This window comes from Paenalcaligenes sp. DL 309, from assembly GCF_057475285.1.
The window spans coordinates 19,078-39,869 of sequence record NZ_JBYBKW010000006.1 but is presented as its reverse complement, the minus strand read 5'-3'; the positions used below and the strand labels follow the sequence as shown (position 1 = coordinate 39,869).

Sequence of the window (20,792 nt, the reverse complement as noted above, 5' to 3'; positions counted from 1 at the left end):
ACAGTTTTTGTACTAAGAGCCTAAATACGCCTTGCGCACGGCATCGTTACTTAATAAATTAGCGCCGGTATCTGTCATCACCACCTTGCCGGTCTCTAATACATAAGCACGATCTGCCACCTGCAAGGCTTTATTCGCATTTTGCTCTACTAAAAACACCGTCACACCTTCGTCACGAATGGTTTTAATGATTTCAAAAATCTGTGCAATAATTAATGGCGCCAAACCTAAAGTGGGTTCATCTAATAATAATAAGCGGGGTTTGGTCATTAAAGCGCGGCCAATCGCTAGCATTTGCTGCTCACCCCCAGACATGGTGCCTGCACGTTGATGCATACGCTCTTTAAGACGAGGAAATAGCTCATACACATGCTCTTCGCCTGCTGCTACCTCAGTTTTAGATAAAAAGAAGCCCCCCATTTTGAGATTCTCTGATACGCTCAAATCGGGAAAAACGCGACGCCCCTCTGGAGATAAGGCAATACCATTACGCATAATGAGATGCGTAGGCAGATTAGTGATGTCTTCACCCTCAAACACAATGGAGCCAGCTGTAGCACGTGGTGATCCACACACCGTCATTAACAAGGTGGTTTTACCCGCGCCATTAGCACCAATCAAGGTCACTATCTCACCTTTATTTACCTTAACACTAACCTTATCTAAGGCCTGAATAGCCCCGTAGTGAGTACTAATATTTGTGAGCTCTAACACCTATTCTTCTCCTAAGTAGGCTTTGATGACACGGGGATCATTTTGAATCTCAGCCGGCAAGCCTTGGGCGATGGGTTTACCGTACTCCATCACTAAAATCTCATCAGAAATCCCCATGACTAAACTCATATCGTGCTCAATAAGTAAAACTGCCACGCCCATTTCTGTGCGCAACATATTGATTAAGGTTTGCAAATCACGTTTTTCTTGAGGATTAAGACCGGCAGCCGGCTCATCGAGCATCAGCAAACGCGGTTTCGTGATCATGCAACGCGCAATTTCTAAACGGCGCTGATGACCATAAGCTAAATTACCCGCTTCACGGTTCGCGTAAGGGCGCAGTTCCATAAAATCCAACCATTTCACTGCCTCTACCTGTGCGGATTCCTCAGAACGTTTATAAGCCGGGGTTTTAAATAAACCCGCTAATAAGCCCGTATTAATATTTTTATGCTGAGCCACTAAGAGGTTTTCTAACACCGTAAGCTGCTTAAACAAGCGTACATTTTGAAAAGTTCGCACTAAACCCATCTGCGCCACTCGATGACTAGGCATACGATGAATGGGCTTATCCTCTAATAAAATCTGCCCGGAACTGGGTTTATAAAAGCCACTGATACAATTAAACACTGTGGTTTTACCGGCGCCATTCGGCCCTATCACACCAAACACCTGATGCGGCTTTACCGTTAGACTTACCTTGTCTACGGCTAATAGACCTCCAAAGCGCATACATAAATCAGTCACTGTTAATATAGGCTGGCTCATGTTTTCAGCTCCACCTGCTGGCGTTTAGCAGGTAATAGACCTTGCGGGCGCCACGCCATCATCACCACCATAACTAAACCAAAGATCAACATTCTGTATTCAGCAAAGTGACGAGCCACTTCTGGCACTACGGTTAATAGCACCGCCGCTAAGACCACTCCTAGCTGAGACCCCATACCACCTAAGACCACGATGGCTAAAATTAAGGCAGACTCAATAAAGGTAAACGATTCCGGATTAACCAGCCCTTGGCGTGCGGCAAAAAATGCGCCCCCGAAGCCAGCAAAAGCCGCGCCGATGGTAAAAGCAGACAGTTTAATCCCTCGAGGATTTAAGCCTAAAGAGCGACAAGCAATCTCGTCTTCACGTAAGGCTTCCCAAGCACGTCCTACCGGCATACGCATAAGCCGATTGGAAACAAATAAAGTGATTAAGGCCAAAGTCAAAGCCAACAAATAAAGATAGATCACCACATCTACACTATCAAACTTCCATCCCATCATTTGGTGAAAGGTTTGTTCGCCCTCTGGGGCTCTACGCCCCATGGTGTATCCAAACAAAGTCGGTTTTGGAATACCCGATATCCCATCTGGCCCACCCGTAATTGGATAAAGGTTAATGAGTAAGAGGCGAATAATCTCTCCAAAACCCAGGGTAACAATAGCGAGATAATCACCACGTAAGCGCAACACAGGGTAGCCCAACAAGTAGCCAAATATAGCGCCCACCATGCCCGCTGCAGGCAACGAGCCCCAAAACCCCCACCCCGCCCAATGATAGAGCAAGGCATAGGTGTACGCGCCTACCGCATAAAAACCGACAAAACCTAGGTCTAAGAGACCCGCAAAGCCCACTACAATATTTAGCCCTAAGCCCAACATGACGTAAATCAAGACCAAAGTGGCAATATCTATTTGTGAGCGACCAGAGAAAAAGGGCCAGATTAAGGCAATGGCCACAAGTAACACCATCAACGCTTGGCGTGTTTTTGGTTTTATTCTAGGTAAGCTCACACTTTGCTGACGTTTTGCCATCAGCCCAAGTAATTGAGGGCGGATTAACTGAAACACAAACACCATGCCCATGCCCCAGAAAATAGCAGGCCAATCAGACTGTAAGGTGGTTTCCATCCCTACACGTAAAATCTGAAAACCAAAAATGGGAGCAATGATAATGCCTGCTAATAAGGCAGCAAAAAACGCCGGTCGAATTTGTTTGGTCATTAGACTTTTTCCACTTCCGGTTTACCCAAGAGCCCCGTAGGACGGAACAGCAAAATCAACACCAATAACGCAAAGGCCACTATGTCTTTGTACTGTGAAGAGATGTACGCCGCCGCAAGGGTTTCGGCTAAACCTAACAGCACACCACCCAGCATGGCCCCTGGAATGCTCCCAATACCCCCTAATACAGCAGCTGTAAACGCTTTGATGCCAGCACAATGAAACCAATGAAAGGATTGAGTTTACCAATCGCTAAGGCGATGAGCACACCCCCTACCGCAGCCAGCATGGCTCCAATCACAAAAGTAAATGAAATAATGCGCCCGGTATCAATGCCAAGTAAGTTTGCCATGCCTAAATCTTGAGAACAGGCTCGGGAGGCTCTGCCTATGCGCGAATACTTAATAAACAAACTAAGTGCCACCATTAAAATAACAGTAGTGACAATGATAAGAATACGAGCGTACGGGGCATTAAAGACAAAGCTTTCACCGATCTGCAGCTGTAAGGTACCTGTTACTAGATTCGGCACAGCCATATCACGGGCGCCCTGACCTAAAGCCACCCAGTTTTGCAAAAAGATAGACATCCCAATAGCGGAAATAAGCGGCACCAAACGCGGACTACCACGCAACGGAGCATAAGCCACCTTTTCAACGGCAAAACCATAAGCGGCAGTAATTGCAGCCGCCACCACCAACATAACCAACACAATCAAAATCACAGGTAAACCTGAGCTGACACCTATGGCAGATAAAGTCACTAAACCTGCATAGGCACCGATCATATAAATCTCACCATGAGCAAAATTAATCATGCCTATAATGCCATACACCATGGTGTAACCAATGGCTATTAACGCATAAATAGCGCCCAGCGATAAGCCGTTAAATAGCTGCTGCACAAGGGGAGGAAGCAAGTCAGACATGATGGGTATCCCTAAAGGCGATATAAAAAATACTGATTATATGTCATAGATGTTACTGATTCTATCTACGAGTCGGCGCTAGGTTTGGCTAAATTCCACATTAAAGCCCTAAAAGGGGCCAGCATAAAAGTATTGAGAACGAGTTTTACCGCTAAATCACCTAAAAGCAGCGTGTGCCACGGCATGGCTGTGCCCATAAACGCCACACTAAAAAATACAAAAGTATCTAGAGTGGCCCCCGCTATGCCCCCGATTAATGGAGCTTGCCACCACAGTCGGTGCCTTAAACGGTCAAAAATATAAATATCACACAATTGTGCTATGAGAAAAGCCAGTCCTGAGGCAGCGGCAATACGCGGCGTGGCGACAAACATAGAAATAACTAAGGCGGCTACAAAACCCCAATATGCCACGTGTCGGGCTGCTCGGGGACCAAAACGTCTATTAAGCACATCCGCCACTAAAAACGCCACAGGATAGCTTAAAGCCCCCCAAGTAAGCCAATTATTAATGGGGTATTGCACCATCACATTAGAGGCCACGACCACTATAATCATGGCACTAATAGCGATTAGCCCGTGAGAAGGCTTCATGGGATCAAAACGCACGGTATTCATTGATTTATCTATCACTTAGAAAAGCGTATGGCCAACTCGGCGGCACGCGCTTTGGCTGCGGTCATGGCTTGTTGCACAATCGCACCGAAATGTTGTTGATTAAATACGTCCAGCGCGGCTGCCGTCGTACCGCCCTCAGAGGTCACATTCGCACGCAACTCCGATAACGCCAGCGGGGATAAAGCTGCGAGCTCAGTGGCACCACTTACAGTCGCTAAAGCCAACTTACGTGATTGCTCTACGCTTAACCCGAGCTCTACTCCCCCTTCGATCAACGCTTCTAAAAACAAGAACACATAAGCAGGGCCACTACCCGATAAGGCCGTCACCGCATCAATGGCGTGATCGTCTTCCACCCACACGTACTCTCCTACGGTTTTAAAAAGCATTTCTGCAATGCTCTTATCATCTGCGGCCACCTCGCTAAGCGCCATTAAGCCAGTAGCGCCACAGCCTATAAAGGCAGGTGTATTAGGCATGCAGCGTATTATACGTTTATGGGGCGTACCATTTGCACCACCTAGCCAGTTTGCAATGTCTTCGGCAGCAATACCAGCTGCCACACTAATAACAAGGGTGTCAGGCTGTAAAAAGGGGGCGCATTGTTTCACCACGGCTTTCATTTGCTGCGGCTTAACCGCAAAAACCCAAATACGTTGCTGCGCTAAACTCTCATTAACTTGCTGAGCCGTTAAGGTGCCTTGTTGCTGCCAACGCGCCCGCACATCTTCATTCGGGTCGATGACTAGCACATCTTGTGCAGCGCAGCGTTTGCCAATTAAACCCGCCGACAACGCCGAAGCCATATTGCCGCCGCCTATAAACGCAATTTTTATGGTATGTTTTTTATTAATCATGATGCTATTGTAATCCTATTGTCACTATTAACTGTTAATGTTGTAGCACTTACTCACTCTCAAGGAGAATACGAATGCGAACTACTAAATTTACCCTATCTTTGGCCACCCTGCTTGCCATGATGGGCTCGGCGCATGCTGCGACTGATATCCAGTTTTGGCATTCCATGGAAGGCGCGTTAGGTGAACGGGTCAACGAACTGGCTGAGGGCTTTAACCAAAGTCAATCTGACTATGTCATAAAACCAAGTTACAAAGGTAATTACAGCGAATCCATGAATGCTGGTATTGCGGCTTTTCGTGCCGGTAGTGCGCCCGATATTTTACAAGTATTTGAGGTGGGTACGGCCACCATGATGAATGCCAAAGGCGCCATTCAACCTGTTCAAGAAATGGCAGAAAAAGTAGGAGAACCCATTGATGCCGATTTATTTTTAGGAGCTGTGGGAGGATACTATGCTGATAGCGATGGCAAACTTGTTTCTATGCCCTTTAACAGCTCAACTGCTGTTTTATACTACAACAAAGACGCCTTTGAAAAGGCCGGCTTAGATCCAGAAACGCCTCCTAAAACCTGGGAAGAGATGGCTGCCGCTTCTAAAAAACTCCGTGATGCCGGTTACGAGTGCGGCTACACCACCACCTGGCCCTCTTGGATTCTATTAGAAAACTTTGCCGCTTGGCATAATGTACCTTTTGCTAGCGAAGACAACGGTTTTGGAGGGGTAAAAGCACGTTTGGAAATTAATAAACCGTTATTTGTAGAACATCTCACGTTCCTAAGTGATATGGCTAAAGAAGGCACCTTTACCTATGGCGGTCGTGGTGATACCGCCAGCGCCCTTTTCATCTCCGGTAAATGCGCTCTATTTACGGGCTCCAGTGGCAATCGCGCGAATATTCAAAAATCCGGTAACTTTAATTTTGGTACTAGCACCTTACCCTATTACGCCAATGTTAAAGATGCACCACAAAACTCGGTGATTGGTGGTGCATCTTTGTGGGTATTTGTCAATGATTCTGATGATAAATACAAAGGCATTGCACAGTTTTTCAATTATTTATCTAGTCCAGAACAAGCCGCCACTTGGCATCAGGCCACGGGGTATGTGCCAGTGACTAAAGCCGGTTACAAGCTAACGGAAGAGTCGGGTTTTTATGATGAAAACGTAGGTGCCGATGTGGCGGTTAAACAATTAGACGCCGACACCACCGAGAACTCCCGTGGTATACGTTTGGGCTACCTACCCCAAATCCGTGATATAGAAGACGGGGAAATGGAAAAAATCTTCGCCGGTAAAGTCACTCCTGAAGAAGGCTTAGACACCATGGTAAAGCGTGGCAACGAACTGTTAGAGCGCTTTGAGAAAAGTGTAAAATAAACACGAACGGTTACGAGTCGCGTACAATCCTTACCGGAACAGCACGCTTTTGGCTACTGCTCCGGTCTTTTTACCTTCCTTATTCATTTCTCTACGGTTCTTATGGAAAAGCGCGTCGTTTTTAATCATAAAACCTTGCCTTACTTACTGCTTGCTCCCCAGCTTCTTGTAACGGTGATTTTCTTCTTTTTACCGGCTGGCCAAGCTCTGTGGCAATCGTTTCACTTAGATGATCCTTTTGGGCTTAGCTCAAGTTTTGTGGGCCTAGATAATTTCAAAGAACTGTTCTCACAACCAGCATATTTAGAATCCTTTAAGATTACGGCCATTTTTTCACTGTGGGTTGCCTTAGCGGGTTTAGCGGTGTCTTTATTTTTTGCTGTATTAGCAAATCGTGTGATTCGAGCCGCCGCCTTTTATAAAACCATGTTGATTTGGCCGTATGCGGTAGCTACCGCTGTGGCTGGTGTGCTGTGGCTTTTTATGTTTTCGCCTTCTGTGGGAATTATTGCCGTCTTTTTAATAGAAATTGGTATTGCATGGAATCCACGCCTCAATGCCGATGACGCTATGATGCTAGTAGTAATGGCGTCTGTATGGAAACAAATTTCCTATAATTTCCTCTTTTTTTTAGCTGGGTTACAAGCCATTCCTCGCTCATTAATTGAAGCCGCTGCCATTGATGGTGCCGGCCCCATACGCCGTTTTTGGTCTATAGTCTTCCCCTTACTCTCTCCCACTACTTTTTTCCTCTTAGTGGTGAATGTCATCTATGCCTTTTTTGATACCTTTGCCATTATTGATATTATGACGCAAGGCGGGCCGGGAGAAAGCACGGCCACCTTGGTTTATAAAGTCTATAACGTGGCGTTCCGCGGCTTGGATCTAGGAGCATCTGCTGCACAATCTGTAATATTAATGCTGATTGTAATCGCACTCACGGTGGTGCAATTCCGTTATATAGATAGACGAGTCAACTATTAGTAAAGGTTATATATGATTGAACGGCGTCCTCTGCTCGATTTTTTTAGTCATTTCATTTTGCTGCTAGGGGTAGCAGTTATTGCTTTCCCTTTATATATGACCTTTGTGGCCTCTACCCAAACGGCTGCCGAGGTAGCGCAGGCCCCTATGTCTCTCATGCCCGGCAGCCATTTTTGGGAAAATTACCAACACGCTCTTTTTGGGGAACCCGGCAGTGGCACGCCTCCCGTAGCACGTATGCTGTGGGTTAGTACTTTGATGGCTCTTATTATTGCCATCGGTAAAATTATTATTTCCATGCTGTCAGCCTTTGCCGTGGTGTATTTTCGGTTTCCGCTGCGCATGGTGTTTTTTTGGATGATTTTTGTCACCCTGATGCTGCCGGTAGAGGTACGCATTGCTCCTACCTTTAAAGTAGTGGCGGATTTGGGCATGTTAAATAGTTATGCGGGCTTAACGCTACCGCTCATTGCCTCTGCTACTGCTACCTTTTTATTTAGGCAGTTCTTTTTAACTATCCCGGATGAGCTCGTGGAAGCGTCAAGGATGGATGGGGCTGGTCCGATGCGCTTTTTTAAAGACGTACTGCTGCCCTTATCAAAAACCAGTATTGCCGCTCTGTTTGTGATTCAATTTATTTATGGCTGGAATCAATACCTCTGGCCCCTTATTATATCTACCGAAGAAAACATGTATCCTATTGTAATCGGTATCAAACGTCTGATCTCTGGCGGTGATAGTGTGACCGAATGGAACATTGTAATGGCCACTGCGATGCTTGCCATGATTCCACCGGCTTTGGTGGTCCTGCTCATGCAAAAATGGTTCGTCAAAGGTTTGGTTGACTCAGAAAAATAAAACCCGTAACTAACAGGATTCAACACGATGGCAAGTTTAACGTTTCACAACGTCACTAAAATTTACCCCGGTAATGTAGAAGTTATTCACGGCATTACTATGCAAGTACAAGATGGCGAGTTTGTCGTCATTGTAGGCCCCTCAGGTTGTGGAAAATCTACCCTGATGCGCATGGTGGCAGGCTTAGAAAGTATTACCTCAGGCACTATTGAAATTGATGGCAAAGTAGTAAATACATTAGAACCCGCTGAACGTGATATTGCTATGGTATTTCAAAACTATGCTCTTTATCCGCATATGAGTGTGTATGAAAACATGGCTTATGGCTTAAAGATTCGCAAACACAGTAAAGATGAAATACGAGAACGCGTTAATGTGGCAGCACAAATTTTAGAGTTAGGTCAGCTATTAGACCGACGCCCCCGGCAACTCTCCGGTGGGCAACGCCAGCGCGTGGCCATGGGGCGTGCTATTGTGCGTGAGCCCAAGGTATTTTTGTTTGATGAACCCTTATCAAACTTAGACGCTAAGCTTCGCGTACAAATGCGTTTAGAAATTCAACGCTTGCACCAACGCTTAAAAACCACCAGTCTTTATGTAACGCACGATCAAGTCGAAGCCATGACATTGGCACAACGGATGATAGTGATGAACCAAGGCATCGCTGAGCAAGTGGGCACCCCCATGGAGGTTTTTGACAAACCCGCTACTACCTTTGTCGCTAGCTTTATAGGCTCGCCCCCTATGAACCTGATTCCAGTACGTATTGATCATCAAGGCATGGTCTATGATGAGCGTAATCTCGCTTTACATCTACCTAACCATTTAATTCCAAACTCACTGTATGGCCAAGAACTCATCCTTGGCATACGTCCAGAGCATATAGAATTGCATAGCAATGGCATCACCATTGAGATTGAAATGATAGAGATACTCGGTTCCGAGCAACTCATACATGGCCGTCACGGTGATGCTATTGTGGTGGCGCGCACACCTACAGAACTCACACGTGCCAACCCCTTAACTATAGGCGACACCATACAAGTGGGCCTAAATGAAGACTATAGGTTGCACTGGTTTGATGCTAAAACCAAAAAACGCGTGGAGATATAAACTACGGGTCTACTCCACTGGCTCATCAAAGCGTTTTAAATCAAAGTATTGTGATGAGCCCGCTTTGATCTCATTTGCACTCTCTATAGCGCTAGGCGTTTGATCCATCACCTCATCAATTAAAATAGCTTCGACTTTGCCTTGGTTTTGCGTGCGTTGCTGCTCATAAGCGGCCGCCACCTCTCGTAAGCGTTCAGCGAGTCTAGGTTCTTTATTGGATTCAGCCCAATCTGCAGCTGACAATTTCGCTACGTTTAACGTGGTGGGGTCTGCGCCCTGAGCCAAAAGCAAATTAACCATCTTAGTGCTGCCTGAGCGTGCTGCCATCATCAACGGTGTGGTGCCATCCGGAGCAGGGGCATTAATCAACGCGCCTTTGGCTATTAACATCTCAGCCATGGGCACTTGGCCTTTAGAGGCCGCATAATGCAGCGGCGACCACCCTAAACGATTCACCTTCGCCCCTTGAGCAATGAGCTCTTGAGCGCGCTCCATCTCCCCTAATATGGCTAAGTACATTAAAGGGGTTTCATCCATGCCATTAGCCTCATTGGGATCAAAGGCACGATGTTGCTTTAATAAATCATATACCCGCCAGGCTTCATTTTGAATGGCCCACATAATGGCCAGTTGTTTTTCGCGGCTTTGGATATTGGGATCCACACCCTGGGCTAAGTATTGGGTTACGGAGCTGGTTTTATTATTGCGTACATCTAACCAAAACTCATCATCCACGGCATAGCTAGTACCTATCACACTTAAACTCAGCCCGGCCACTGCAAGCCATTGCTTTAGGTTTAGCATTTTCAGCGTTTTTCTTTTCATCATTGTCCTTTTGCAAATAGCGTGTAAAAGTTCTGGGTGGTTTGCTCGGCAATTTCTGCTGCACGTAATCCACGCAATTGCGCAATATGTTCCGCCACATGTACCACCAAACTAGGATTATTCATTTTACCCCTATAAGGCACCGGCGCCAGATAAGGCGAGTCCGTTTCAATTAATAAACGATCTAAAGGCACTTTTGTGGCCACCTCATGCACAGCCTGTGCATTTTTAAAGGTCACAATGCCCGATAATGAAATATAAAAACCCAGATCTAAGGCTTTTTTGGCCTCATCCCAATTTTCACTAAAGCAATGCATCACACCGCCCGTCTGCCCCGCATCCATCTCTTTCATAATGGCGTAGGTGTCATCAATCGCACTACGGGTATGAATAATACTAGGCAACCCGGTGTCACGACTGACTTCTAAATGCAAAGCAAAGCGCTCACGTTGCCAATTTAAGGGTTCTTCTAGGCGATAATAATCTAAGCCCGTCTCCCCTATAGCGATCACTTTTTCATGCTGGGCACGTTCCACCAGCTCAACGTAAGTGGGTTCTGGTACCTCGTTGTAGCCCGGATGCACTCCCACAGAGGCGTAAAATTCCGGATGCTGCTCGACTAGTGCAATTAGACGTGACCAGTCTTCAAGACAAACGCTCACCACTAAGGCTTTGGTGACTTGGTTATGCTGCATACTTTGCAAGACCTCAGGCAGCTTCTCTGCTAACTGGGGGAAATCAACGTGACAATGCGAGTCTATATACATAATAAATACGAAGTAATAATTTAAAGCTTAAAGTTGTGCTATACGTTCTAAAGCGGTATGCACTAATAATTTAGCATTTAGGGGGTGGTCGGCATGGCGTTTTTGCGCTGTTAACCACTTCCATTGCCGCTGTAAAGCCTGTGCATGAGTACGCGCTGCAATGGGTTGCAATAAAGACGCTAAGGACGGGTAATAACGTGGCGCTAAGTGGGCTTGGCTTAATTGTAAATCCACATATAATCGTTGCAATACATCTAACCATGCGGCCGTGGTTTGCGCTTCCAGCTGGGGCGCAAAACGGAGGATGGCGCGTTGCCGACCTTGGGCCCACTGTGCACATAAAGGTTCTAACCACGTCGGATAAGGTTGCTCCTGGTTTTGAGCAGCCTTATAAGCCGCAACCGGTGCCCCACCCACTGCTGCTAACCACTCATACGGATCTCCCTCTATTTGTTCTTTTAACCAACCCACACTTTGCTGCTCATCTGGCGTAGCTAAAGCTAAACGTCTACAACGTGAAATAATGGTGGGTAATAAACGTTCGTATTGATCCGCAACCAGCAATAACACCGTGTTCTGTGGCGGCTCTTCCAGCACTTTTAATAAAGCATTGGCAGAAATCACATTAAGCCGTTCTGCGGGATAAATAATCGCCACCCTATACCCACCGCGGTGTGTGGCGGTATTAAACCACGTATGTAACTCACGCAACTGCTCTACCCGTATTTCTTTCGATGGGTTTTTAGCACGGCTGGCATTAAGACTCTCTGGTTGCTCTAAGGCGGTGAGGGCATCAGGCCGCAGTAAACGTAAATCGGGATGATTACCACTCAACAACCATTGACACGATGCACAATGCTCACAAGCCACCTGGGCTTGTGGTTGCTCACAAAGCAAGGCAGCCGCCCCCGCTTTGGCAAATTGCACCTTACCAATGCCCGCTAAGCCGTGTATAAGCCACGCATGGGAGAAACGTTCCCGTTGACTCAACCACTGCTGGGCTTGCGCTTGCTGCCACGGGTAAAACCGCACGGCACTTCTAGTTAGCTCTGCTGCCATTGGGCCACCAATTGATGTAATTGTTGTTGTAGCTGCGCTTGAATAGCTACGATGGTTTGACTGCTATCTACGGTGACAAAGCGCTGTGGCTGTGTTTGCGCACGCTGTTGATAAAACTGCTGCGTACGCACGAAAAACGCTTCTTGCTCTTGCTCAAAGCGATCTAAAACCCGACTACGTTGCAAACGTTGCATAGCCATAACTAAAGGCAAATCAAAAAACCACGTACGATCTGGCCACAGCTCTGCATGCACCCACTGCTCTAACACCTCTATCGCAGCAGCACCTAACTGACGCCCCCCGCCTTGATAGGCAAAGGTGGCATCAGAAAATCGATCGCACAGTACCCATTTACCTGCAGCCAAAGCGGGGGCGATTACCTGCTCTATGTGTTCATTGCGCGCGGCCACCATCAGTAACGTTTCGGTTTTTACGCTCATGGGTTGATGCAACAACACTTCTCTTAAACTTTCTCCCAACTCGGTGCCACCCGGTTCACGCGTGACGACCACATCTACGCCTTGCTGCTGAAGCTCCTGCGTTATAAAAGGGATATGAGTGCTCTTACCCGCACCATCTACTCCTTCCAAACTTAAAAACAACCCTCTTTTTACTATTGCCATTATTTATTTAAAATATATTTACGAACCGCTTTATTGTGATCGTTTAGGTTTTTAGAAAACTCACTGGTACCATCGCCCCGCGAGACAAAATACAAGTAATCGTGCTTTTCTGGGTGCAAGGTAGCTAAAAGCGCGGCTTTACCTGGGCTAGCAATGGGAGTAGGTGGTAGGCCTGCTCTAGTATACGTATTCCATGGGGTATCTGTCTGTAAGTCCCGTTTACGAATACGCCCCTCATAGGCTTCACCCATACCATAAATGACGGTAGGATCAGTTTGCAACAGCATGCCACGTCGCAAGCGATTAATAAACACACCCGCCACTCGCTCACGGTCTGCGCTATGACCCGTTTCTTTTTCCACAATAGAAGCCAGAATAAGGGCTTCATAAGGATCTTGAAGTGGTAAGTCGGGATCGCGTTCGGCCCAAAGTTTAGCTAAAAGTTCACGTTGAGCCTGATACGCTCGGCGTAAGATATCGAAGTCTGTGGTGCCAGGCACAAACACATAGGTATCCGGATAGAATAAACCTTCAGGATTTAAGCGCGTCTGGCTTTCTCCCAATTGAGCCAATAAGGCCTTATCGGCTTCGGGCGTTTGCGCTAAGGTTTGTTTAACGTTAGCATCGGCCGCTAACTGTTGGCGCATACGTTTATAATCCCAACCTTCCACAAAGGTGAGACGAGTTTGCATCATGTCACCTTCGGCCATGCGCGCTAATAAACGCCAAAGTGTATCGCCCTGCACTGCCTCATAAGCACCTGCTTGCAATAGCTTGTCTTTTTCAGTAAGACGTGCCAGCAGTACAAATTGCTTTTCATCAATGGCTATACCTGCCTCCCGCATAGTACGAGCAATGGCGCGGGGGCCTGCTCCTGCTTCTACAATATAATCCACCTGAGGGCCTTTCATGGGTACTACCCGTTCCATTACCCACCACCAAGCACCATAGGCCACACCCGCCATTAAAACCAGTAATACAGCAAGGCTAATTAGAATACGTTTTTTTGTCATGATATGCTTATTGATTCATCTAAGATAGTTATTATAGTGAATAGATATAACTTTTCAGTGCAACCTAACAAATGGACATCATGACCTTTACCTCAGATCAATTATGTGCTCTCGATGAGATGGCCGTACTACATATACGCGGGGCCGATGCCCGTTCATTTATGCAAAGCCAACTCACCAATGGCGTAGAAGACTTAAGCACTGCTCAAGCCATTTTGGCTGGTTTTTGTCAAATCAAAGGACGCTTACAAGCCAATATGCTGGTATGGGTAGACCCAAGTAATGAGCAAAATCTCTATGCCTTATTACATCGCTCTATCGCCGAGGCCTTTCGTAAACGTATTTCTATGTTTGTACTGCGAGCTAAAGCTGAGTTAGTGCTCAGTGAAGCCCGTGTATATGGCGTATTTAACGCCACCACAGAGGCCTTTACTTTGCCCACCACCCATTACAGCGTCTCTCATAGTACCGAGAGCAACCGCACCTTAATCAGCGCACCTAATGCCACAGATACCTTGCCCGCTCGCGCGTGGCTGATTGTTTACGATGCCGCCTTAGAGGCGGAGCCCGCCGTGTCTGCGCAGCAATGGCAAGCCGCTGACATACAAGCCGGCCTGCCTTGGATTCAAGAGGCCAGTTATGAACTCTTTCTACCTCAAGACGTGAACCTAGACATTATTGGTGGTGTAAGCTTCAATAAAGGCTGTTTTCCTGGCCAAGAAGTGGTGGCACGCTTACACTACCGTACCACTGCTAGACGCCGTGCGGCTCTAGGCGCTATTACGACAGACACACCCTTAGATATAGCGGTGGGTAATGATATCTTTGAGGCCAGCCAACCTGACAGGCCTTTTGGACGCGTTATTAACAGTGCTTATGATGCAAAATCCCAGCAACAGGTGCTCTTAATGGAGGTCATCATTGCAGACATAGCGCAAAAAACGCTGCATGCGCTAGATGCACAAGGGCCAGAAATTACCTTGCAAGAGCTACCTTTTAGTTGGGAAATAGCGAAGTACTAATTCGTTTAGTTTTTTCGTTGAGCTTTATGGTTAGCTCGCCGACGGCGCGATTCCATAGGATCAAAGACTAACGGCCTATACACCTCTAATCTATCGCCATCAGCTAATAGCGTATCGGCAGCACAACGCTCTCCAAAAATCCCATAAGGCATGTCTTTGGTTTCAGGATGATCTTCATAAAGGGTACTTTGCGCCAGAGCTTGCGCTGCCGTGCTGCCTTCGGGCAGGGTAAGAAGCTGCTGCCAAATGCAGTTTTTTGCCGCAAACAGCAATTCAATTGTTATCATAGGTAATTAGGCTCAGTCATTGTCATAGATATCATGGGCGCGGCGCGTAAACGAGTCAATAAAACTATTGGCCACCCGGTTAAAAATAGGCCCTACCACCATTTCAAGTGCGCGGCTTGAAAACTCGTACTCCATGACAAAATCCACCTTACAGCCATCTTCACCTAAAGAGGTGAAGTGCCAGTCACCTTTTAAATCTGAAAAAGGGCCATCTACAAGCTGCAGACGAATATGGTGAGGGTAATCGTGGGTATTTTGGGTGGTAAACGTTTGTTTAATGCCGGCAATGCTAATAGTTACAGAGGCCTTCATACCCTCTTCGGTGACATCATATTCATTAGCACCGCCACACCAAGGCATAAATTCCGGATAACGGGCAACACTGGCTACCAGGTCAAACATCTGGGCAGAAGAAAAAGGAACTAAGACGGATCGTTTTACAGTAGGCATCGATTTGGTTTAGTAGATAAAATAAATAGATTGATTTTACCTAAGATAGGTGATGAATTCATGAGTATTGTTCAAAATCGTAAAGCACGTCACGAATATTTCATAGAAGAACGCTATGAGGCGGGCTTAGTGCTGCAAGGCTGGGAAGTGAAAGCCATACGCAGTGGTCATGTACAGTTAGCAGAAAGCTATGTGGTTATACGCGATGGTGAAATTTGGGTCATAGGCATGCATATTAGCCCTTTAGCCACTACCTCTACGCATATTGTGCCTGATGCCACGCGTACACGTAAATTGCTGCTTAAGGCCGATGAAATCAGCAAGTTAATTGGGCGTGTAGAGCAACGCGGTTATACCATTGTGCCCTTAAACCTACATTACTCGCGTGGCCGCATCAAAATGGAAATAGGGGTGGGTAAAGGGAAAAAACACCATGACAAACGCGATACCTCTAGAGACCGTGACTGGCAGCGCGAGCAAGAGCGCTTGCTAAAACACGACACCAGTCGTCGTGGTGACCATTAATGGCTTTGTGAAGCAGCTAATGCAATTTTATGCGCGGGGCGGAACGTTTTAATAACAGCCGCCCCAAGGCTAAACTACAGGTACGTAATACACCCAGTACAGCGGCATGGTGCATTAAATGCAAACTCATGTACATAGTGCGCGCGACTAAACCTTCCACAAACCAGCTTTTACCAGACAGCACCCCCATGAGATTTCCTACGCCTTTAGTATGACCAACTGCCACTAAGGAACCATAATCTTTATATTTAAAAGGTTTGGCTTGGTAACTGGGATCTTTAATTTTTTGACTAAACATCTTATACAAATAATTGGCCTGTTGATGCGCCACTTGAGCTCTGGCCGGCAGGGTTTGTTCTTCTCCTAACCAGGGCGCCTCTGCACAATCCCCTAGAGCATAAATATGCGGGGCTTTAGTTTCTAAACGCTCATTGACCACGAGTTGATTAATCTGGTTGGTCTCTAAGCCCAGGGTAGTCAAAAACAAGGGAGCTTGAATACCTGCAGCCCACACACATAAATCAGCTGCATAGGACTCCCCATGCTGATCAATGATTTGCGTAGCTTGCACTTTAGTAACCCGCACATTCGTGCATACTTTAATATCACGGCTAAGCAATAATTTTGTAGCGCGTGCAGAAAGCTCAGAAGGCAACGCCACCAATATACGGTCTGCCCCTTCCACTAAGGTAATTGATAAATCCCGCGATGGCGTAAGGGTGTGTGCACCATAAAAATGCAAACTACTAATGGCTTCGGTTAATTCCGCAGCTAACTCCACACCCGTTGCGCCCCCTCCTACTATCACTATATTTAAGGGATCAGATTTCTCTTTACTAAGCAAATCCCCTTCGTGCTGCATCACAGCATGCAAAAGTTTCAAGCGAAAATGCTCCGCTTGCGGAGTAGCATCTAGGGTGATCGCGTGTTCTGCTGCGCCGGGCGTATTAAAAAAGTTTGACTTGCTGCCCACCGCAATCACTAAGGAACCATAATCAATCACACGTTGAGGAAATAGTTGCTGTCCGGCTGAATTATGTGCAGCAGCGATATGCACTTGCTTGGCTTCTTGGTCTACTCCTTCAAGGGCTCCCAAAATGAAGGTGAAATTACAATCACGCGCTAACATGAAATAAGACAAACCTTCACGATTAATATCTAAGGTACCTGCTGCCACTTCATGTAAAGAAGGCTTCCAAATATGATCTGTGCTTTGATCTACTAAATACACCTTACTTGGACCATGTTTACGGCCTAATTTAGCAGCTAACTCTAAGCCACCGGCGCCCCCACCTGCAATGACTATTGGCGTGATCGTTTTCATATTGCTATCCTAAAAAAAATGCCACTTCAACCAGAAGTGGCATTTGTTAGACTTAAGCTAAAAAAAGTTAATAGATTAGATTAATAAATTACTCTTTTTCACCTAAGCGCTTCCAAGTGTCTACCACCGTATCTGGGTTAAGTGAAAGAGACATAATACCTTCATCACGTAACCACTCCGCTAAATCGGGATGATCGCTAGGACCTTGACCACATATACCTACGTATTTACCCGCTTTAACACACGCTTGAATAGCGCGGCTCAACATAAACTTCACTGCTGGATCACGCTCATCGAAATCATCTGCCAGCAACTCCATACCCGAGTCACGGTCTAGACCCAAGGTAAGTTGTGTTAAGTCATTGGAACCTATAGAGAAGCCATCAAAGCGCTCTAAGAACTCTTCCGCTAAAATGGCATTGGAAGGCACCTCACACATCATAATGACACGTAAGCCATTTTTGCCACGTTCTAAGCCATTTTCAGCTAATAATTCTATAACTTTATCAGCTTGCTCTAAGGTACGCACAAACGGAATCATGATTTCTACGTTAGTGAGACCCATTTCATCGCGTACCTTTTTCAAGGCCTCACATTCCATGCGGAAACATTCCCGGAATTCTTCAGAAATATAACGCGCTGCGCCACGGAAACCTAACATGGGATTTTCTTCCTCTGGCTCATAACGTGACCCTCCTACCAGCTTGCGGTACTCATTGGACTTAAAGTCTGACATACGCACAATAACTGTCTTAGGATAAAAAGCCGCGGCTAAGGTAGCAACCCCTTCTGCTAGCTTTTCGACGAAGAATGCGCGTGGGCTTGCATAACCACGTGCTGCTGATTCCACCGCTTTTTTCAAGCCAGCATCTACATTTGGGTAATCCAATACCGCTTTAGGGTGAATGGCGATGTTGTTATTAATAATAAACTCTAACCGTGCCAAACCCACACCATCATTGGGTGTTTGCGCAAAATCAAAGGCTAATTGAGGATTCCCTACGTTCATCATGATTTTCATGTCGATGTCGGGCATTTCTCCCCAGCTTACTTCTTCAATTTCTGTTTCTAGTAAACCATCGTAAATGCGCCCCTCATCGCCTTCAGCACAAGATACCGTCACCTCTTGGCCTTCAGTGAGCACATCGGTAGCATCACCACAACCCACTACAGCAGGAATCCCTAACTCACGGGCAATAATCGCCGCGTGACAAGTACGACCACCTCGGTTTGTCACAATCGCAGAAGCTAATTTCATCACAGGCTCCCAGTTGGGATCTGTCATATCAGTAACCAGCACATCACCAGCTTGTACATGATGCATTTCGCTCGCATCGCCTACTAAACGGACTTTACCAGAACCGATTTTCTGGCCAATAGCACGGCCAGTGGCTAAGACTTCACCCGTGGCTTTAAGACGGTAACGCTCTTGAGCATCCGTATTACCTAGCTGGGATTTCACCGTTTCAGGGCGCGCCTGCAAAATATAAATCTTACCATCTATGCCATCTCTACCCCACTCTATATCCATAGGGCGCTGATAGTGCTCTTCAATGGTCATGGCATAACGTGAAAGTTCGATCACCTCATCATCAGACAAGGAATAACGATTACGCTCAGACACAGGCACATCTACGATACGTACGGGCTCGCCACTTTCTCGTGCCTCATCAAACTCCATACGCAATAGCTTGGAACCAATGCGACGGCTAATAATAGCATCGTGGCCGGCGGCTAAAGAGGGCTTAAATACATAAAACTCATCGGGGTTTACAGCACCTTGCACTACGGTTTCACCTAAGCCATAGGCGGAGGTAATAAAGACTACATCTTTAAAACCAGATTCCGTATCTATAGTAAACATCACACCCGAGCTGCCCTTATCAGAGCGCACCATGCGTTGTATACCCGCTGAAATGGCCACCTCCTCGTGGGCAAACCCCTTATGCACACGGTAAGAAATAGCACGATCATTATAAAGAGAGGCAAAAACCCAATGGATTTTATCGAGCACATCATCAATGCCGACTACGTTGAGATAGCTTTCTTGCTGGCCGGCAAAAGACGCATCAGGCAGATCTTCAGCAGTGGCTGAAGAACGCACCGCGAAAGACCCTTTACCATCCGCATCTAATTTGGCGAAATGATCACGTATTTCTTGCTCCAGCTGGACAGGAAAAGGCGTGTCAATAATCCACTGGCGGATTTCCTTACCAGCAGCAGCCAAAGCGCGCACATCATCTAGATCTAGAGCAGATAAGCGTTCTTCGATGCGTTTATCTAGATTATCAGCACGTAAAAACTCCCTAAAGGCTTCTGCCGTGGTGGCAAAACCACCCGGTACGCGTACTCCAGCACCCGCTAATTGGCTAATCATCTCACCTAAAGAGGCGTTTTTACCACCTACCGTTTCGACGTCTGTCATACGCAACGTCTCAAAGGGTAATACATAAGACATAAAAGTCACCTTAAAAAAGTAAAAGCAAGTTTGTGTAATACATTAAGCTAAGAGTTAATTAGCAATGCATTAGGCAAACTCGCCTTGCGCACCTTACAATAGATCCAGCCTTTGAGATTGTACCGTTTATCGACTTTTTGTGTAGCATTAAAAATATGACAACATCCTCTACTGAACGTACTGTGTTTGTGGTTTCAGACAGCACAGGCATTACCGCCGAAACCTTTAGCCATTCGGTGTTATCCCAATTTGAGCAATTTGCTTTTCAAGCTGTACGCGTGCCTTTTATTGATACCATTGAAAAAGCACAAGATGTGGTAACTCGTATCAACACCTGCTTTAAGGAGTCTGGCGAGAAACCCCTCGTATTTAGTACGCTTGTAGACCCAAAAATGGCTAAGCTCATCGGTTCATCCAATTGCATTTTCATGGATTTGTTCGGTGGTTTTGTACGTCATATAGAGCGCGCTTTAGGAGTTAAATCAGACCGTTCAGTAGGCCGATCACACAGCAATGTGATGTCTAAGCAATACAGCAATCGCATTGATGCCATTAATTTTAGCTTGGCATATGATGATGGCCAATTAATCAATGGTTTAGAACGCGCTGATGTGATTTTAATTGGTGTATCTCGTTGTGGTAAAACTCCAACAAGTTTGTATTTAGCCATGCAATATGGTGTAAAAGCGGCTAACTACCCGTTAATTCCTGATGATTTCGAGCGCGGCGCTCTGCCCGCTTCTTTGGTTCCTTATAGAAAAAAAATATTTGGTCTTTCTATACATCCAGAACGTTTATCTGAAGTACGAAATGAGCGTCGTCCAGAGAGTAAATATGCTTCTCTCAAACAATGCATTAATGAAGTCTCTGAAGCTGAGCGTTTGATGCGCTTAGAAGGCATTTCTTGGCTCTCCACCACCACAAAATCCATTGAGGAAATATCTACAAAAATACTGGATGAAGTGGGGTTGAATAAACGCATCTACTAGGCATTC

General features: G+C 46.2%; 21 protein-coding genes and 1 pseudogene. 7 read left to right on the top strand and 15 right to left on the bottom strand.

Annotated elements, in window-relative coordinates:
* Positions 1-12 precede the first annotated feature (12 nt).
* The 6 genes and pseudogenes from AC2UZJ_RS09055 to proC form a co-directional block, all read right to left on the bottom strand.
* Positions 13-714: an ABC transporter ATP-binding protein gene (locus AC2UZJ_RS09055; protein ID WP_486949830.1), complete on the bottom strand. Its 702-nt coding sequence runs from the start codon at positions 712-714 to the stop codon at positions 13-15.
* Positions 715-1,482 carry a high-affinity branched-chain amino acid ABC transporter ATP-binding protein LivG gene (gene livG, locus AC2UZJ_RS09050; RefSeq protein ID WP_486949829.1) on the bottom strand — a complete coding sequence of 256 codons (768 nt, stop codon included), beginning with the start codon at positions 1,480-1,482 and terminating at the stop codon, positions 715-717.
* Positions 1,479-2,705: a high-affinity branched-chain amino acid ABC transporter permease LivM gene (gene livM / locus AC2UZJ_RS09045; RefSeq protein ID WP_486949828.1), complete on the bottom strand. Its 1,227-nt coding sequence runs from the start codon at positions 2,703-2,705 to the stop codon at positions 1,479-1,481. The genes livG and livM overlap by 4 nt, the downstream gene beginning before the upstream one ends.
* Positions 2,705-3,633, bottom strand: a pseudogene (livH, locus tag AC2UZJ_RS09040) (high-affinity branched-chain amino acid ABC transporter permease LivH). The gene livM and the pseudogene livH overlap by 1 nt, the downstream one beginning before the upstream one ends.
* A gap of 65 nt (positions 3,634-3,698) precedes the next feature.
* Positions 3,699-4,250 (bottom strand): queuosine precursor transporter, encoded by a 552-nt coding sequence (locus tag AC2UZJ_RS09035; RefSeq protein WP_486949827.1) that lies wholly within the window; start codon positions 4,248-4,250, stop codon positions 3,699-3,701.
* An 11-nt stretch (positions 4,251-4,261) separates the two neighbouring features.
* Positions 4,262-5,107 (bottom strand): pyrroline-5-carboxylate reductase, encoded by an 846-nt coding sequence (proC, locus tag AC2UZJ_RS09030; RefSeq protein ID WP_486949826.1) that lies wholly within the window; start codon positions 5,105-5,107, stop codon positions 4,262-4,264.
* Between the two features lie 74 nt (positions 5,108-5,181).
* On the opposite strand from proC, the gene ugpB reads away from it, so the two are divergent.
* From ugpB to AC2UZJ_RS09010, 4 genes are all read left to right on the top strand, one after another.
* The gene (gene ugpB / locus AC2UZJ_RS09025) at positions 5,182-6,489 is read left to right on the top strand and encodes a sn-glycerol-3-phosphate ABC transporter substrate-binding protein UgpB (RefSeq protein ID WP_486949825.1); all 1,308 of its coding nucleotides are present in this window, start codon (positions 5,182-5,184) and stop codon (positions 6,487-6,489) included.
* 102 nt (positions 6,490-6,591) lie between these two features.
* A complete protein-coding gene (ugpA, locus tag AC2UZJ_RS09020; RefSeq protein ID WP_486949824.1) occupies positions 6,592-7,473 on the top strand; it encodes a sn-glycerol-3-phosphate ABC transporter permease UgpA in 882 nt (293 codons plus the stop codon).
* A 12-nt stretch (positions 7,474-7,485) separates the two neighbouring features.
* Positions 7,486-8,331, top strand: coding sequence for a sn-glycerol-3-phosphate ABC transporter permease UgpE (gene ugpE, locus AC2UZJ_RS09015; RefSeq protein ID WP_486949823.1), 846 nt, complete (start codon positions 7,486-7,488; stop codon positions 8,329-8,331).
* A 27-nt stretch (positions 8,332-8,358) separates the two neighbouring features.
* Positions 8,359-9,444: a sn-glycerol-3-phosphate import ATP-binding protein UgpC gene (locus tag AC2UZJ_RS09010; protein WP_486949822.1), complete on the top strand. Its 1,086-nt coding sequence runs from the start codon at positions 8,359-8,361 to the stop codon at positions 9,442-9,444.
* 9 nt (positions 9,445-9,453) lie between these two features.
* Here AC2UZJ_RS09010 and AC2UZJ_RS09005 read toward each other — a convergent pair whose 3' ends face one another.
* Genes AC2UZJ_RS09005 through mltG form a run of 5 tightly spaced genes read right to left on the bottom strand, consistent with a single transcriptional unit; the run spans position 9,454 to position 13,731 of the window.
* Entirely contained in the window at positions 9,454-10,272 is an 819-nt protein-coding gene (locus AC2UZJ_RS09005) for an ankyrin repeat domain-containing protein (protein WP_486949821.1), read from the bottom strand.
* Positions 10,269-11,036: a TatD family hydrolase gene (locus AC2UZJ_RS09000; RefSeq protein WP_486949820.1), complete on the bottom strand. Its 768-nt coding sequence runs from the start codon at positions 11,034-11,036 to the stop codon at positions 10,269-10,271. Before AC2UZJ_RS09000 ends, AC2UZJ_RS09005 begins: the two co-directional genes overlap by 4 nt.
* A gap of 27 nt (positions 11,037-11,063) precedes the next feature.
* Positions 11,064-12,095, bottom strand: a complete 1,032-nt coding sequence (gene holB, locus AC2UZJ_RS08995) for a DNA polymerase III subunit delta' (protein ID WP_486949819.1) — start codon at positions 12,093-12,095, stop codon at positions 11,064-11,066.
* Positions 12,080-12,718: a dTMP kinase gene (gene tmk / locus AC2UZJ_RS08990; RefSeq protein ID WP_486949818.1), complete on the bottom strand. Its 639-nt coding sequence runs from the start codon at positions 12,716-12,718 to the stop codon at positions 12,080-12,082. Before tmk ends, holB begins: the two co-directional genes overlap by 16 nt.
* A complete protein-coding gene (mltG, locus tag AC2UZJ_RS08985) occupies positions 12,718-13,731 on the bottom strand; it encodes an endolytic transglycosylase MltG (protein ID WP_486949817.1) in 1,014 nt (337 codons plus the stop codon). The genes tmk and mltG overlap by 1 nt, the downstream gene beginning before the upstream one ends.
* Before the next feature lie 80 nt (positions 13,732-13,811).
* Between mltG and ygfZ the strand changes: the two genes are divergently transcribed.
* Positions 13,812-14,753 carry a CAF17-like 4Fe-4S cluster assembly/insertion protein YgfZ gene (gene ygfZ / locus AC2UZJ_RS08980; RefSeq protein ID WP_486949816.1) on the top strand — a complete coding sequence of 314 codons (942 nt, stop codon included), beginning with the start codon at positions 13,812-13,814 and terminating at the stop codon, positions 14,751-14,753.
* A 5-nt stretch (positions 14,754-14,758) separates the two neighbouring features.
* On the opposite strand, the gene AC2UZJ_RS08975 is transcribed toward ygfZ, so the two are convergent.
* Both AC2UZJ_RS08975 and AC2UZJ_RS08970 read right to left on the bottom strand, forming a co-directional pair.
* Positions 14,759-15,040: an RnfH family protein gene (locus AC2UZJ_RS08975; protein WP_486949815.1), complete on the bottom strand. Its 282-nt coding sequence runs from the start codon at positions 15,038-15,040 to the stop codon at positions 14,759-14,761.
* A 12-nt stretch (positions 15,041-15,052) separates the two neighbouring features.
* Positions 15,053-15,490 carry a type II toxin-antitoxin system RatA family toxin gene (locus tag AC2UZJ_RS08970; RefSeq protein WP_486949814.1) on the bottom strand — a complete coding sequence of 146 codons (438 nt, stop codon included), beginning with the start codon at positions 15,488-15,490 and terminating at the stop codon, positions 15,053-15,055.
* Positions 15,491-15,550: 60 nt separating this feature from the next.
* Here AC2UZJ_RS08970 and smpB point away from each other — a divergent pair, with 60 nt between their 5' ends.
* Positions 15,551-16,015 carry an SsrA-binding protein SmpB gene (gene smpB / locus AC2UZJ_RS08965; protein WP_486949813.1) on the top strand — a complete coding sequence of 155 codons (465 nt, stop codon included), beginning with the start codon at positions 15,551-15,553 and terminating at the stop codon, positions 16,013-16,015.
* Between the two features lie 16 nt (positions 16,016-16,031).
* Here the strand turns inward: smpB and AC2UZJ_RS08960 are convergent, their stop codons facing one another.
* Entirely contained in the window at positions 16,032-17,339 is a 1,308-nt protein-coding gene (locus AC2UZJ_RS08960) for an NAD(P)/FAD-dependent oxidoreductase (RefSeq protein WP_486949812.1), read from the bottom strand.
* An 88-nt stretch (positions 17,340-17,427) separates the two neighbouring features.
* A complete protein-coding gene (gene ppsA / locus AC2UZJ_RS08955; protein ID WP_486949811.1) occupies positions 17,428-19,797 on the bottom strand; it encodes a phosphoenolpyruvate synthase in 2,370 nt (789 codons plus the stop codon).
* A gap of 155 nt (positions 19,798-19,952) precedes the next feature.
* On the opposite strand from ppsA, the gene ppsR reads away from it, so the two are divergent.
* Positions 19,953-20,786, top strand: a complete 834-nt coding sequence (gene ppsR / locus AC2UZJ_RS08950; protein WP_486949810.1) for a posphoenolpyruvate synthetase regulatory kinase/phosphorylase PpsR — start codon at positions 19,953-19,955, stop codon at positions 20,784-20,786.
* The last annotated feature ends 6 nt before the right edge of the window (positions 20,787-20,792 follow it).